Source organism: Nitratireductor sp. PBL-C9, assembly GCF_050877045.1.
GTDB classification, from domain to species: Bacteria; Pseudomonadota; Alphaproteobacteria; order Rhizobiales; family Rhizobiaceae; genus Nitratireductor; species Nitratireductor aquimarinus.
In genome coordinates this window covers 127,907-141,588 of the sequence record NZ_JBPAXW010000008.1, presented here as the reverse complement: position 1 = coordinate 141,588, position 13,682 = coordinate 127,907, and the positions used below count along the sequence as shown (strand labels likewise).

Genomic DNA, 13,682 nt, shown 5'->3' with positions numbered 1-13,682 from the left:
CCGATCAACCAGCCTGCTCGATCATCCCGCGCAGCTCGTCCACCTTTGCCTTCAGGAGCGCCTTGTCGCCGCGGGTCTCCACGTTGAGGCGCAGCAGGGGTTCGGTGTTGGAGGCGCGCAGGTTGAAGCGCCAGTCGTCGAACACCATGCCGAGGCCATCCTGGCTCTCGATCTCGGGGTTCTGCGGCATGTAGTGATCGGAAATGCGGGCCTGTACCTCGGCTGCGTCCGAAACGGTGAAGTTGATCTCGCCCGAGCAGGGGTAGGCCGCGATGCGCTCTTCCAGGCGCTCGGCGAGCGTCGTGCCACTGGCCGAAAGCTCCGCCACCACGTTGAGCCATGCAAGCATGCCTGAATCGCAATAGGCGAAATCGCGGAAGTAATGATGCGCGCTCATCTCGCCGCCATAGATGGCGTTCTCCTCGCGCATCATCTGCTTGAAATAGGCATGGCCCGTGCGGCAGGCCTTCGCCACGCCGCCGGCGCTTTCCACCACGTCGATCGTGTTCCAGGTCAGGCGCGGGTCGTAGAGAACGGTGCTGCCCGGATTCTTGGCGAGCAGAGACTGGGCGATCATGCCGACCAGATAATAGCCTTCCACGAAACGGCCCTTGTGGTCGTAGAGGAAGCAGCGGTCGAAATCGCCGTCCCAGGCGATGGCGAGGTCCGCGCCGTGCTCGATCACCGCCCTGCTGGCCTTCTCGCGCTTCTCCGGAAGCAGCGGGTTGGGCACGCCATTGGGCAGGCGCGGATCGGGCTCGTGGTCGATCTTGATGAAGGCGAAGGGCAGATGCTTTTCCAGAAGATCGATGATCGGGCCTGCACAGCCATTGCCGGCGTGACAGACAATCTTCATCGGTTTCAGGTTCTGGCCGGCCACCTCGTTGAGAAGGCGTTCGATATAGGCGTCGCGGTCGCACGGATCGTGCAGTGCGCCGCGCGCGGCATAATCGGCAACCGGCTGAAGCACCGCATCCGAACGCATGATCTCTTCGATTGCGTTGAAGGCGTTGTCCGGCGTGGCGGCGGACGCGCCTTTCAGCACCATCTTGATGCCGTTGTAATCGGGCGGGTTGTGGCTGGCGGTCACCATAAGGCCGGCATCCGCGCCGCTTGCGGCGGTGTGGAAATAGACCTCTTCCGTGCCGCAGCGGCCAACGGGGCGCACGGCGACGCCGCTGTCGAGAAGGCCCTGGGTCAGCGCTTCGGCCAGCGCCGGGCTGTCCATGCGCATGTCGTGGCCGATAACGACCGTGCCAGGGTTGAGGCTTTGCTTGAGCGCCTGCGAAAAGCGATAGGCGAAGGGAACATTGATTTCTGCGGGGATACGGCCGCGAACGTCATACGCTTTGAAGGGGGCGCCCATACTTTCCTTCCTGAATAATCTCGAAGATGAACAATGCTCTGTCATCGTTTAGCATTGCAATGATTGATTGAAGTTTTGTTAGAATTGGATGAAGGCACACAGAGTCACAATTGCGGCGACAAATGCGCACGCTACGCAAATACACAAGAGCTGAAACGGTTGCATGCCGGCTTGTTCACCTCGTGTAACAGCCGGCGCATCAGTTTGAAGGGGGGCGTTGGTTGCACTGCGCCCGCCGCATCCCTATTCAACGGACGGGGATAACGCGGAATCATCCCGCAACCGATTGGGCAACAAATGCAATTTATCGATCTCGGCGCTCAGCGTGAGCGCATCAAGGACAAACTGGCGACCGCAATCGACAAGGTTGTTGCCGAAGGGCGCTATATTCTCGGGCCGGAAGTCAGCGCTCTTGAAGAGCAGCTCGCGGCCTATGTGGGCACCAAGCACGTTATCGCCTGCGCCAATGGCACCGACGCCCTGCTCATGCCGCTGATGGCCTATGGCATCGGACCGGGCGACGCGGTGTTCTGCCCGAGCTTCACCTTTGCAGCGACGGCCGAAGTCGTGGCGCTGGCCGGCGCAGAGCCGGTTTTCGTGGAAATCGACGCCGACACCTACAATATGGACCCGAAGAGCCTGACGGCCGCCATCGACCACATCAAGGCGGAAGGCCGGCTGACGCCGAAGGCGGTGATCCCGGTCGATCTCTTTGGTCTGGCTGCCGACTACGGAGCCATCGAAGGCATTGCCGCGCGTGAAGGTCTGCGCATCATCGAGGACGCCGCCCAGTCCATCGGCGGCACGCTCAACAACAAGCGCTGCGGCGCGTTTGGCCATGTGGCGTCCACCAGCTTCTACCCGGCCAAGCCGCTGGGTTGTTATGGTGACGGCGGCGCGATGTTCACCGATGATGACGAGCTGGCCGATGTGCTGCGTTCCATCGCCTTCCACGGCAAGGGCGAAAGCCAGTATGACAATGTGCGCGTGGGCCTGAATTCTCGCCTCGACACGATCCAGGCCGCGATCCTGATCGAGAAGCTGGCGATCCTCGAAGACGAGATGGAAGCGCGCCAGAAGGTTGCCGCACGCTATGCCGAGGGGCTTGGCGATGTGGTGAAGGTGGCGGTGACGCCGAAGGGCCATCGCTCGGCCTGGGCGCAATATGCCATCGAGACCGGGAAGCGCGACCTGGTGCGCAAGCGCCTTGGTGAGGCGGGCATTCCCTCGGTTGTCTATTACGAGAAGCCGCTGCACCTGCAGAAGGCCTATGAGATGCATGCGAAAGCGCCGGGTGGTCTCGCCATTTCGGAGAGCCTGCCGCACCGCATTCTGTGCCTGCCGATGCACCCCTATCTCGCCGAGAGCGACCAGGATCGCGTGATCGAGACCATCCGCAGCGCTGTCGCCGAATAGGCTGACGACTGCTTCCAGAACATCGAAAAGGCCCGTGAAAACGGGCCTTTTTTGCATTCTGAAATGCCTTTTCCCCTTTGCCGGAAACAACGCAAAAAGCGCCTCGCAAACCGGGGTGAGGTTGGGCGTGCGCGCCTTGAGAGGGCCGAAAACCGCATGGTACCCCAAGGGCAGGATCCGGAAGCCGCAAAGGCTCCGGCCGCAGCGACAAAGACGCGAAGGCGAAAACATGCCGGCAGCCCTTACCCATCTCGACAGGCTGGAAGCCGAGGCGATCCACATCTTCCGCGAAGTGGCGGCGACCTTTTCAAAGCCGGTGATGCTTTATTCCGTCGGCAAGGATTCGTCCGTGCTGATGCATCTGGCGATGAAGGCGTTCTACCCGGCCAAACCGCCATTCCCCTTCCTGCATGTGGACACCACCTGGAAGTTTCGCGAGATGATCGAATTTCGCGACCGGATGGCGCGCGAAAAGGGTTTTGAGCTTCTGGTGCATGTAAACGAGGAGGGCGTGCGCGACGGCATCAATCCGTTCGATCATGGCTCCAACACGCACACCCATGTGATGAAGACGGTGGCGCTGCGCCAGGCGCTCGACAAATACGGGTTTGACGCCGCCTTTGGCGGTGCGCGGCGCGACGAAGAGAAAAGCCGCGCCAAGGAACGCATTTTCTCGTTCCGCTCCGCAGGCCATGGCTGGGACCCGAAGAACCAGCGGCCGGAAATGTGGAAGATCTACAACACGCGCGTGGCGCAGGGTGAATCGATCCGTGTCTTCCCGCTCTCCAACTGGACCGAGCAGGACATCTGGCAATACATCCTGCAGGAAAACATTCCCATCGTTCCGCTCTATTTCGCCGCCAGACGGCCGGTGGTGGATAGGGGCGGAATGACCATCATGGTCGATGATAACCGGATGCGCCTTCAGCCGGGCGAGAAGGTGGAGGAGCGTCTGGTGCGCTTCCGCACGCTTGGCTGCTACCCGCTGACGGGCGCGATCCCGTCGACCGCTGCCACGCTCGAGGAAATCGTCGGCGAGATGCTGACGGCCCGCACGTCTGAACGGCAGGGGCGTCTGATCGACCGCGATGAGGCGGGCTCCATGGAAAAGAAGAAGCGCGAGGGGTATTTCTGATCATGTTGACCGCCAACACAGCGCTTCTGCGTGAAGATGACGATGCTCTGGTCGATATCCGCGACTATGTGGCCGGGCAGGAGAACAAGGGGCTTTTGCGGTTCCTGACCTGCGGCTCGGTGGATGACGGCAAGTCGACGCTGATCGGGCGTCTCCTGTTCGACACCAAGCTGATCTTCGAGGACCAGCTGGCAGCACTTGAAAACGATTCCCGCAAGCACGGCACGGCCGGCGATGAGATCGATTTCGCACTGCTGGTCGACGGGCTGGAGGCCGAACGCGAGCAGGGCATCACCATCGATGTGGCCTATCGTTTCTTCTCCACGCCGCGCCGCAAATTCATCGTGGCCGACACGCCGGGCCATGAGCAGTACACGCGCAACATGGCGACCGGCGCATCCACAGCGGATGTGGCCATCGTGCTGGTGGACGCGCGGCAGGGCATCCTGCCGCAGACGCGTCGGCACTCGATGATCGCCTCGCTTCTGGGCATTCGCCACATCGCTCTGGCGGTGAACAAGATCGATCTTGTCAGCTTTGATGAAGCCGTGTTCGAGCGCATCGCGGCGGAGTATCGCGCGTTTGCCGAAGAGCTCGGCTTCACGACGATCCAGCCGATCCCCATGTCGGCGCGCTATGGCGACAATGTCATCCGCTCGTCGGGCAAGACGCCCTGGTATGACGGGCCGTCGCTGCTGGAGCATCTGGAGACGGTCGACATCGAGGCCGAGGCAGAGGGGAAGCCGTTTCGCTTTCCCGTGCAGTATGTCTCGCGGCCGAACCTTGATTTTCGCGGTTTCTCGGGCACGGTGGCTGCTGGCAGCATCGGCGTCGGCGAGCGGGTGACGGTCGCCAAGTCGGGCAAGCAGACGCGCATCCGTCGCATCGTCACGCAGGATGGCGATCTCGACGTTGCCTCGGAGGGGCAGGCGGTGACGCTTCTGCTCGAGGACGAGGTGGAGCTTTCGCGCGGCAACATGCTTGTGACGCCCGAGGCGCGCCCGCATGTGGCCGATCAGTTCTCCGCGACGCTTGTGTGGTTCGATGAAAAGCCGCTCCTGCCGGGGCGCTCCTACATTCTGCGCACCGAAACGGATGAGGTTTCGGCGACGGTGAGCCAGCTCAAGCATCGACGGAACATCAACAATTTTGCCGAGGAAGCGGCAACCAGCCTCGATCTGAACGAGGTGGGGCTGTGCAATTTTTCAGCTCAGGCGCCGATTGCCTTTGACGCTTTCAGCGATAACCGCACCACGGGCGCTTTCATCCTGATTGACCGGCTGACCAATGCGACGGTCGGCGCGGGCATGATCCAGCGGCCTTTGCGGCGCGCAGCGAACATCCACTGGCAGGCGCTCGATGTGACGCGCCAGTCACGCGCGGAACTGAAGCACCAGAAGCCGGCGGTTCTGTGGTTCACCGGGCTTTCGGGTTCCGGCAAATCGACCATTGCCAGCCTTCTGGAAAAGAAACTGCATGCAGCCGGCCGCCACACCTATGTTCTGGATGGTGACAATGTTCGCCACGGGCTGAACCGGGATCTGGGCTTTACGGACGAGGACCGGGTGGAGAACATCCGCCGTGTGGCCGAAACGGCAAAGCTGATGGCGGATGCCGGGTTGATCGTGCTCGTCTCGTTCATCTCGCCCTTCAGGGCCGAGCGGCGCATGGCGCGCGAGCTGATGAACGAGGGCGAGTTTGTGGAGGTCTTCGTGGACACGCCCTTTGAAGAATGCGCGAGGCGTGATCCGAAAGGGCTCTATGCCAAGGCGCTCAATGGCGAGATCCAGAACTTCACGGGCGTCGATTCCCCCTATGAGACGCCGGAAAGGGCTGATATCCACATCGAGACGATGGCCCGCGCGCCCGAAGAGCTGGTCGACGAAATCGAGGCCTGGCTCAAGGAACGTGGCCATTGCTGATCTGAATTGAAGAAGGGCATCGGAACAACCAAAAGCCGGTTTCCGATTTTCGGTCCGATGCTCTGGTGGAAAGACTGACTGGCCCATGGGCATGATGAAGGACGACGCGGCGCTTCTGGCGCTGTTTGAAGAACTCGCGCTGGCGGCGGGGGCTGCGATCATGCAGCACTACGAGGCGGGCTTCGAGGTGGAGCAGAAGGCTGACGATACGCCGGTAACGGCAGCCGACCGTGCTGCGGAGAGGGTGATCCTCGACGGGTTTCGGAATGTGGGGCTGGGAACGCCCTGCGTTTCTGAAGAGGCCGCGTCCGGTGGCGTCATTCCGGCCTGCGGCGACGGTAATTTCCTCCTGGTAGATCCGCTTGACGGCACACGCGAATTCATCGCGCGGCGTCCGGATTTTACCGTCAATATCGGCCTGATCCGCAATGGCGAGCCGGTGGCGGGCGTTGTCTATGCGCCGGCGCGCGATCTGCTCTATTCGGCGCGTCCGGGGGCTGCGTTTGAAATTCCGGTGGTGGGCGGCAAGCCGCAGGAGCGGCGGACGATCAGGGCGCGGCCGCGCCGGACGCCGCCTGCGATTGTCGCGAGCCGCTCGCACTGTACCGACGAAACCCGCGCCTTCATCGCCCGCCATCCCGATGCCGAGACGGTTTCCATCGGTTCGTCGCTGAAATTCTGCATGATCGCGCGGGGCGATGCGGATCTCTATCCGCGCTTCGGCCGGACCATGCAGTGGGACACGGCGGCCGGCGACGCCGTGCTGCGCGCGGCAGGCGGCATGGCGCACACGCTGGATGGCGCGCCGCTCACCTACGGGCCGAAGGGCGGCGAGGGGCTGGAAGCCTTTGCGAGCCCGTCATTCGTTGCCGAAGGGGCGGGCTGAGAGCATCCTGCTTTGGGCCGTTGTTGTGTAGGCGCAGCCGTCAACGCCTCTTTCTCCCCGCTGGCGGGGAGAAGGTGAGGATGAGGGGCGGGCACCTGCAATTGTGATCAGTGCCAGGTTTTGAATGGGGTGGCTGCCGTGCGGCGAGGCTTGCGCGGCCCCTCATCCCCCTGCCGGGACCTTCTCCCCGCACACGGGGAGAAGGAGGATGGCCGAAGGGCCGTGCTTCTTATTGGGAAGGGAAGGCAGAGCGCAGGCTTTTCCACCTGACCGTCCAGTCAGGCCGTCGTCAGCTCTTCCTTCCAGGGGGGATTTGCGCCGGCGCGTGACACGGTGATGGCGGCGGCGCGGGTTGCGAAGGTCATTGCTTCTGAAATCTCTTCAGCGCCGAGTGCGGCGATCTTTTCCTTCGTCAGAAGCCCCGCCATCTCAAGTGCCGCCAGAAGCGCGCCGTTGAACGTGTCGCCGGCGCCGACCGTGTCGACCACGGTGACGGGCCGTGCCGCGACGAACTGCTTTTGTGATTTCGTGTAGGCCGTCGCGCCCTTGCCGCCATCGGTGACAATGACGAGGGAGGGCCCGCGCGCCAGCCAGCGCGCGGCGATCGCGTCGGTGCTTTCCGTTTCGCCGAACCATGCAAGATCGTCGGTGGAGATTTTCACGATGTCGGACAGGGCAAGCATGCGCTCAATGCGGGCGCGGTGGCTTTTTGCATCGGTGATAAAGGCGGGGCGGATGTTTGGGTCGAGCATGATGACGCGGCCCGCAGCCTCGCGCGCCATCAGCGCCTCATAGGCCGAGCCACAGGGCTCTGACACGAGGCTGATGCCGCCGAACAGAAGGGCCGACACATCTGTGCCGATGGCGGGCAGGTCGTCGGGCGAGACCATCCGGCCGGCTGTGCTTTCATCATAGAAGGCGTATTCGGCCTGACCGGCGGTAAGGGTCACGAAGGCGAGTGTCGTGGGGCGGCTGGAAATCTGCGCAAGGCCAAGATCCACATGGCTTTCCTCAAGCTTCTCGCGCAGCATCCGACCGAAGAGATCGTCCGAGAGGCCGGTGAAGAAGCCACAGGACACGCCGAGGCGGGCAATGGCGATGGCGCTGTTGAAGACCGCGCCGCCGGTATAGGGCGCAAAGGCCGCTTCGCCGTCGCTCGACTGGCGCGGCAGCATGTCGATCAGCGCTTCGCCGCAACAAAGGATCATGACGTGCCTCCCGTTCATTTTGCCCATCGGGAGTAGCGGGCGGCGGGCGGCTTGGCAATGCAGGATGCGCGGGGCCTTATCAATGGAAGTTGCGGCCCTTGGGCAGAACACGCACATCGCGCGGGTGACGCCAGAGATTTTGCGCGGTCGCGGGCTTTTCCGCCGCCTGTGCGTCCGCGCCCGGATCGGACATGGCGGCCAGAAGCTCCGGCGTCGTGTCGAGCAGACGGCGGGCGACCACATGGATGACATTGCTTTCTTTCTGCAGAATGCCCTCGATGGTGACCATACGCGCGCCGAACACGATGCGGCGAAAGCGCTGGAAGACGCGCGGCCAGACGATGACGTTGGCAATGCCGGTTTCATCCTCCAGCGTCATGAAGATGACGCCGCTTGCCGTGCCGGGGCGCTGGCGCACCAGAATGAGGCCCGAAACGCGCACGAAGCGCCCGGCCGGGATATCCGCGAGGGCGCGGGTTTCCACGATGCGGCGTTCCTTGAGCTGCTGGCGCAGGAAGGAAACGGGATGCGCCTTGAGAGAAAGGCTGAGCGTGCCGTAATCCTCCACCACCTGCTCGCCGGGAAGGAGTTCCGGCAGCGCCACGCTCTCTTCGGCCTGAAGGGGCGTTTCTTCCGTGCTTTTGGTGCTGGCGAAGAGCGGCAGTTCCTCGGCTGCCGCACGCACGCCCTGATAGCCGCTCAGGCCGCGCACCTCCCAGAGGGCAGCGCGGCGGTCGAGCCCGAGTGAGCGGAAGGCGTCCGCCTCGGCAAGCCGGCGAAGGGAGAACATGTCGATGCCGGAACGGAAATAGAGGTCGCGCACGGTGGCAAAGCCCGCGCCGCGCGTGGCCATGATCTTCAGCGCTGCGGCCTCGCGTATGCCATCCACCTGGCGCAGGCCAAGCCGCACCGCATGGCGGATCGCGCCCTTTCTCGAGGCCGGTTCCAGCGTGTGGTCCCAGTCGCTGCGGTTGATGTCGACGGGGCGTGTCTCGCCGCCATGATCGCGGAAATCCCGGACGATGGAGGAGGCGGAGTAAAACCCCATGGGCTGGGAGTTCAAAAGTGCGCAGGCAAAGACATCCGGATAGTGGCATTTGAGCCAGGAGGAGGCATAGGCGAGCAGCGCGAAACTGGCCGAATGGCTTTCGGGAAAACCGTAATCGCTGAATCCCTTCATCTGGTTGAAACAGCGCTCGGCAAAGTCGGGTTCATAGCCATTGGCGAGCATGCCCTTGATGAAGTCTTCGCGGAACTGGTCGATTGTGCCGGTGCGGCGGAAGGAGGCCATGGCGCGGCGCAGCCGGTCGGCCTTTTCCGGCGAGAAGCCGGCCGCGACGATGGCGATCTTCATCGCCTGTTCCTGAAAGAGCGGCACGCCGAGGGTCTTCTGGAGCACGGCGCGCAATTCTTCGGAAGGATAATCGACATTCTCTTCCCTGTTGCGGCGGCGCAGATAGGGATGAACCATGTCGCCCTGAATGGGACCGGGGCGGACAATGGCGATCTCGATCACGAGGTCATAGAAATTTTCCGGTCGCAGGCGCGGCAGCATGGACATCTGCGCCCGGCTTTCGATCTGGAAGACGCCAACCGTGTCGGCGCGCTGGATCATGGCGTAGGTGGGGCGGTCGTCGCGGGGCACGGTGGCGAGCGTGCGCTCTTCGCCATAGTGATCGCGCAACAGATCGAACCCCTTGCGCAGGCAGGTGAGCATGCCGAGCGAAAGCACATCCACCTTGAGGATGTTGAGCGCGTCGAGATCGTCCTTGTCCCATTCCACCATGGTGCGGTCCTTCATGGCGGCGTTGGCGATGGGCACGATTTCGCTCAAGGGCGAATGGGTGAGCACGAAGCCGCCCACATGCTGGGAGAGATGGCGGGGAAAGCCGATCAGCTGGCTGACGAGAACGAGGGTCTGGCGCAGGCGTGGATCGGTGGGGTCGAGACCGGCTTCGCGCACCTGATCGCCTGCGGGTGTGCGCGAGGAATGGCCCCAGACAAGGCCGGTCATGGCGGCGACCACATCGGGCGACAGGCCCATGGCCTTGCCGGCCTCGCGCACGGCGCTGCGCGTGCGGTAGGAAATGACGGTGGCGGCCAGCCCGGCGCGGTGGCGGCCATATTTGTCATAGATGTACTGCATCACCTCTTCGCGCCGCTCATGCTCGAAATCGACATCGATGTCCGGCGGCTCGCCGCGCTCGGCGGAGATGAAGCGCTCGAACAGAAGGTCGATCTCGGTGGGATTGACCGAGGTGACGCCAAGGCAAAAACAGACGACAGAATTGGCCGCCGAGCCGCGCCCCTGGCACAGGATGGGCGGGGTCTGTGCGCGGGCGAAGTTCACAATGTCGTGCACGGTGAGAAAATAGGCGGCGTAGCCAAGCTGGCCGATGAGCTTCAGCTCATGGGAAATCATGCCGGCGACCTTTGGCGGAACCACGCCGTCGAAACGGACTTTTGCGCCAAGCCAGGTGAGGCGTTCCAGCTCCTCCTGCGGGGTGGCGCTCTCACCGCTCGATTCCTTCGGATAGTCGAAGCGCAGTTCATCGAGCGAGAAACGGCATTCATCCATGAGCGCCACGGAACGGGCGATGGCGTCTTCGTGGCCGCGCAGCAGGCGGGCCATCTCCGCAGGCGCTTTCAGGTGCCGCTCGGCATTGCGTTCCAGCCGGAAACCGGCCTCGTCGATGGTGCAGTGCGCGCGGATGCAGGTGAGGAGATCCTGAAGGGGGCGGCGGGCCGGCGTGTGGTAGAGCACGTCATTGGTGGCGATGAGCGGGGTGCCGCAGGCCGTGGCAAGCGCGGCAAGGCGCTCTTGGCGCGCGCCGTCATTGGCCCTCCGGTGGGGCGTGAGCGCCAGAAACACATCGCCGGGGAAGAGGGCTGCGAGGCGGCGCAGGTTTTCCTCGAAATCAGAACCGAAATCATAGGGCGGCATGGCGATGAAGCGCTGGTCCGCGCCAAGCTGTTCCAGATTGCCCAGATGGAGGTGGCACTCGCCTTTCGGTGCGCGGCGGTTGCCATCGGTCAAAAGCTGCGTCAGGCGGCCATAGGCATTCCTGTCGGTTGGGAAGCAGAGCGTTTCGAAATCGTCCAGCATGACCAGTCGCGCGCCGACGACAAGACGGATCTTCTGCGCCTTCGCCTCCACATGGGCGCGCACGACGCCAGCCATCGTGTTGCGGTCGGCAATGCCGATGGCCGCATGGCCAAGCCGGGCGGCTTCGGCAACCAGCTCGCGGGGATGAGACCCGCCGCGCAGAAAGCTGTAATTGCTGGTGACGCCGAGCTCTGCAAAGGGCGGGGCCGGTGGCGCGGAGCGCTTTTTGGGGGGCGTTCCGGCGGTGTCGGCCTTTAAACCGGTGGTCAGAGGGATGGGGTTTGACGATTGCGCGCTCATGCGAAGACCCCGTGGATGAACCAGCGCGGGGTTTCTTCATCGCGCTCATAAAGCCCGTCGCGGAAGAGCCAGAAGCGGCGGCCGGCTTCATCTTCGATGCGGAAATAGTCGCGTGTCTTGCGGCTGGCCCCGAGTGGCGCGCGCCACCATTCAGGCGCAATGCGTTCCGGCCCTTCGGCGCGCGTCACAAGGTGGGCCACGCGCCGCCATTCGAAACGGGTGGGCGGGCCATCGGGCACGCCGGCAAGCGTGGTGACGGGCTCCGGCACGGCAAAGAGGAAGAGGGGGCGGGCAAAGGCCGCGCCATCCTGAATGCAGCGGGCATGGGCCTGCCAGTCGTGGCTTTGCGCGGGTTTGAGCACGGAGACGGCGCGGGCGGCGCGCTCGGGCAGGAAGCTCGCATGGGGTTCGGCGCGGGTGACATTGCGCGCGCCGAACCGGTTGACCAGCCGGTCAAGCAGCAGGGCGATGTCGCCATCGCGCGTGGTCATGGCGTCGTCGCCCAGATCCTCCTGCCGCATGGCAAGCGTTTCCACGGAAAAGGCGGTGAGGCTGGCCGCCTCAAAGCCGAAGCCGGCGCGATCCTCTATGCGGTCGAGCCGCTCGCTGAGAAGGCGGGCGAGATGTGCTGCATCGCGCGTGGGGGTGCTGGTGGCGAGCGGCAGGGCCTCGAACCAGCCATCGACGCGGAACAGCCGCAGCTCCACGCGCCGCGCGCCCTTGCCGGCCTTTTCAAGGAGCGCGCAGAGGTCGCGCGTGAGGCGGCCGATGGCGATCCCGATTGCTTCCTGCGTGACGATGGGCTCGGCGAAACGGCATTGCGCGGCATGCAGATGGGGCGGATTGAGGGGGCGAAAGCTTTCCTCCTCATGGCCAAGCGCCTCGTCCAGCCGGCGCAGCGCGAGCGGGCCAAAGCGCGACGCCAGCGGCGCGCGCGGCTTGCCGATGAGATCGCCAACGCGTTTGAGGCCGAGCTTTTCAAGCGCCTTGACCGTGCCTTCCTCCAGCCGCAGGGCGCAGACGGGCAGCGGCGCCATGTGCCCGGCAAGGGCCGAGCGGGTGACGGCAAGGCGATCATCGGGCGCGTGGCGGGCAAGCGCCCAGGCGCCACCGATGGTGGGCGCCAGCGCCAGCCGTGCGGTGAGGCCGAAACGGCCAAGCTTTGACACCAGCATCTCCATGAGGGCGCTCTCGCCGCCGAAGAGATGCGCACAGCCGGCAATGTCGAGGCTCACCCCGTCGGGAAAGTCGGGGCGCGTCAGGGGCGAGAAACACTGGCACCAGAGCGCCAGCCTTATGAGGGCGCGCTCATCGCCCTGAAGATCGGCATGGGCGACCTGCAGGGCGGGGTGGATGGCGCGCGCATCGGCCAGCGCCATGCCGGGTGAAAAGCCCAGCGCCCCGGCTGCCTGATTGAGCGCGGTGATGCGCTGGCCATTGTCCGTGGTGGTGACGAGCACCAGCGCCGCATCCTCATGAGGCTTCTGCCCATTCGGGGGGCAATTTGGAGCTGGCGCGCCCGGCGTCATGTGGCCATGGTGTTGCCCCTGTGGTCGCTCCTGCCGGCGTTCTATCGGCCAGCGGGGCAGGAAGACGGAAAGAAAGCGTGTCATGATCCCACTCGACATCCCAGCCGCTTGAGAAACGGCGGGACATCCCTTGCCTTGATTTGAGAAGCGCAAGCCGCCAGCGCGGCGCACCCGAATATGAGGATTGGCTCGATGATTGGCCTGAGGATTGGCTGGGCGAGGCGGGCGCTGCGGGAAGCGATGCGACGGACCAGCGGGTTTCGGCAGCCGTGCCCTCCGCTGAGGCCTGCCGCCCGCGCAGGATGAGCGCGGTGACGCCGTGGCGCGCGGCGCGCAGGGCAAGGCGGCGGCTGGCGGCGAAATCGTAGGCGCGGGCGCTGTCGGGCAGGATGCCCGCGACGGCGGCGAGCGGCGCATGGGAAAGCCCTTCCTCCAGCGCCCATAGAATGTCGATGGGCTTGCGCACCTCGATCCTGATCAGCCGGTTCGGGTCAAGCCCGAGGGCTGCCAGACCGGGCGGGTAGAGCGCGCCTTCGCCGTTTGCCAGATGCGCGGGCACAGCCCAGAGAATGGGGCCGGGGCGCTGGCGGAGAAGACGCGCCAGAAAACAGATGCCGAAGCCCGCGCCGGCGGCGAAATCGCCATGGGTGGCCGGGAGGATTTCATGCAGCGCGCCGGTCTTGAGGCCGTGGGCGGGAAGGGCGGCGTCCAGCGCCTCTGCGCCCAGCCCAAGCGCGGGGCGGGCGTTGGGCGTCAGCCTTTCCTGAGGGGCGATGCGGCGGCGTAAGGCCTCTATCTCGAACCTGTGTTTCAT

The 13,682-nt window shown here is 64.2% G+C and carries 9 protein-coding genes; 4 read left to right on the top strand and 5 right to left on the bottom strand.

Annotated features, from left to right (window positions below; all coding sequences use genetic code 11):
- Positions 1-4: 4 nt before the first annotated feature.
- Complete coding sequence (locus ACRTG1_RS17340) at positions 5-1,366, bottom strand: phosphomannomutase (protein WP_432516722.1); 1,362 nt, start codon at positions 1,364-1,366, stop codon at positions 5-7.
- A gap of 297 nt (positions 1,367-1,663) precedes the next feature.
- Between ACRTG1_RS17340 and ACRTG1_RS17335 the strand changes: the two genes are divergently transcribed.
- The 4 genes from ACRTG1_RS17335 (at position 1,664) to cysQ (ending at position 6,725) form a co-directional block, all read left to right on the top strand.
- Complete coding sequence (locus ACRTG1_RS17335) at positions 1,664-2,782, top strand: DegT/DnrJ/EryC1/StrS family aminotransferase (protein ID WP_113154560.1); 1,119 nt, start codon at positions 1,664-1,666, stop codon at positions 2,780-2,782.
- Between the two features lie 175 nt (positions 2,783-2,957).
- Positions 2,958-3,917, top strand: coding sequence for a sulfate adenylyltransferase subunit CysD (gene cysD / locus ACRTG1_RS17330; RefSeq protein WP_432516784.1), 960 nt, complete (start codon positions 2,958-2,960; stop codon positions 3,915-3,917).
- Positions 3,918-3,919: 2 nt separating this feature from the next.
- Complete coding sequence (gene cysN, locus ACRTG1_RS17325; RefSeq protein ID WP_432516721.1) at positions 3,920-5,839, top strand: sulfate adenylyltransferase subunit CysN; 1,920 nt, start codon at positions 3,920-3,922, stop codon at positions 5,837-5,839.
- 85 nt (positions 5,840-5,924) lie between these two features.
- Entirely contained in the window at positions 5,925-6,725 is an 801-nt protein-coding gene (cysQ, locus tag ACRTG1_RS17320; RefSeq protein ID WP_432516720.1) for a 3'(2'),5'-bisphosphate nucleotidase CysQ, read from the top strand.
- Positions 6,726-7,003: 278 nt separating this feature from the next.
- Here cysQ and ACRTG1_RS17315 read toward each other — a convergent pair whose 3' ends face one another.
- The 4 genes from ACRTG1_RS17315 to ACRTG1_RS17300 all read right to left on the bottom strand — a co-directional run bounded on the left by ACRTG1_RS17315 (position 7,004) and on the right by ACRTG1_RS17300 (position 13,682).
- A complete protein-coding gene (locus tag ACRTG1_RS17315; protein WP_113154564.1) occupies positions 7,004-7,933 on the bottom strand; it encodes a carbohydrate kinase family protein in 930 nt (309 codons plus the stop codon).
- Positions 7,934-8,012: 79 nt separating this feature from the next.
- Positions 8,013-11,339 carry an error-prone DNA polymerase gene (locus tag ACRTG1_RS17310; RefSeq protein ID WP_432516719.1) on the bottom strand — a complete coding sequence of 1,109 codons (3,327 nt, stop codon included), beginning with the start codon at positions 11,337-11,339 and terminating at the stop codon, positions 8,013-8,015.
- Positions 11,336-12,799, bottom strand: coding sequence for a Y-family DNA polymerase (locus tag ACRTG1_RS17305; RefSeq protein WP_432516718.1), 1,464 nt, complete (start codon positions 12,797-12,799; stop codon positions 11,336-11,338). The genes ACRTG1_RS17310 and ACRTG1_RS17305 overlap by 4 nt, the downstream gene beginning before the upstream one ends.
- Before the next feature lie 13 nt (positions 12,800-12,812).
- Positions 12,813-13,682, bottom strand: a complete 870-nt coding sequence (locus ACRTG1_RS17300) for an ImuA family protein (RefSeq protein WP_432516717.1) — start codon at positions 13,680-13,682, stop codon at positions 12,813-12,815.

What these genes read in the sequence shown, in the direction of transcription:
- cysQ (WP_432516720.1), top strand. Translation starts at nt 5,925, where the DNA reads ATGGGCATGATGAAGGACGACGCGGCGCTTCTGGCGCTGTTTGAAGAA.
- ACRTG1_RS17300 (WP_432516717.1), bottom strand. Translation starts at nt 13,682, where the DNA reads ATGAAACACAGGTTCGAGATAGAGGCCTTACGCCGCCGCATCGCCCCT.
- ACRTG1_RS17310 (WP_432516719.1), bottom strand. Translation starts at nt 11,339, where the DNA reads ATGAGCGCGCAATCGTCAAACCCCATCCCTCTGACCACCGGTTTAAAG.
- ACRTG1_RS17335 (WP_113154560.1), top strand. Translation starts at nt 1,664, where the DNA reads ATGCAATTTATCGATCTCGGCGCTCAGCGTGAGCGCATCAAGGACAAA.
- ACRTG1_RS17340 (WP_432516722.1), bottom strand. Translation starts at nt 1,366, where the DNA reads ATGGGCGCCCCCTTCAAAGCGTATGACGTTCGCGGCCGTATCCCCGCA.
- ACRTG1_RS17315 (WP_113154564.1), bottom strand. Translation starts at nt 7,933, where the DNA reads ATGATCCTTTGTTGCGGCGAAGCGCTGATCGACATGCTGCCGCGCCAG.
- cysN (WP_432516721.1), top strand. Translation starts at nt 3,920, where the DNA reads ATGTTGACCGCCAACACAGCGCTTCTGCGTGAAGATGACGATGCTCTG.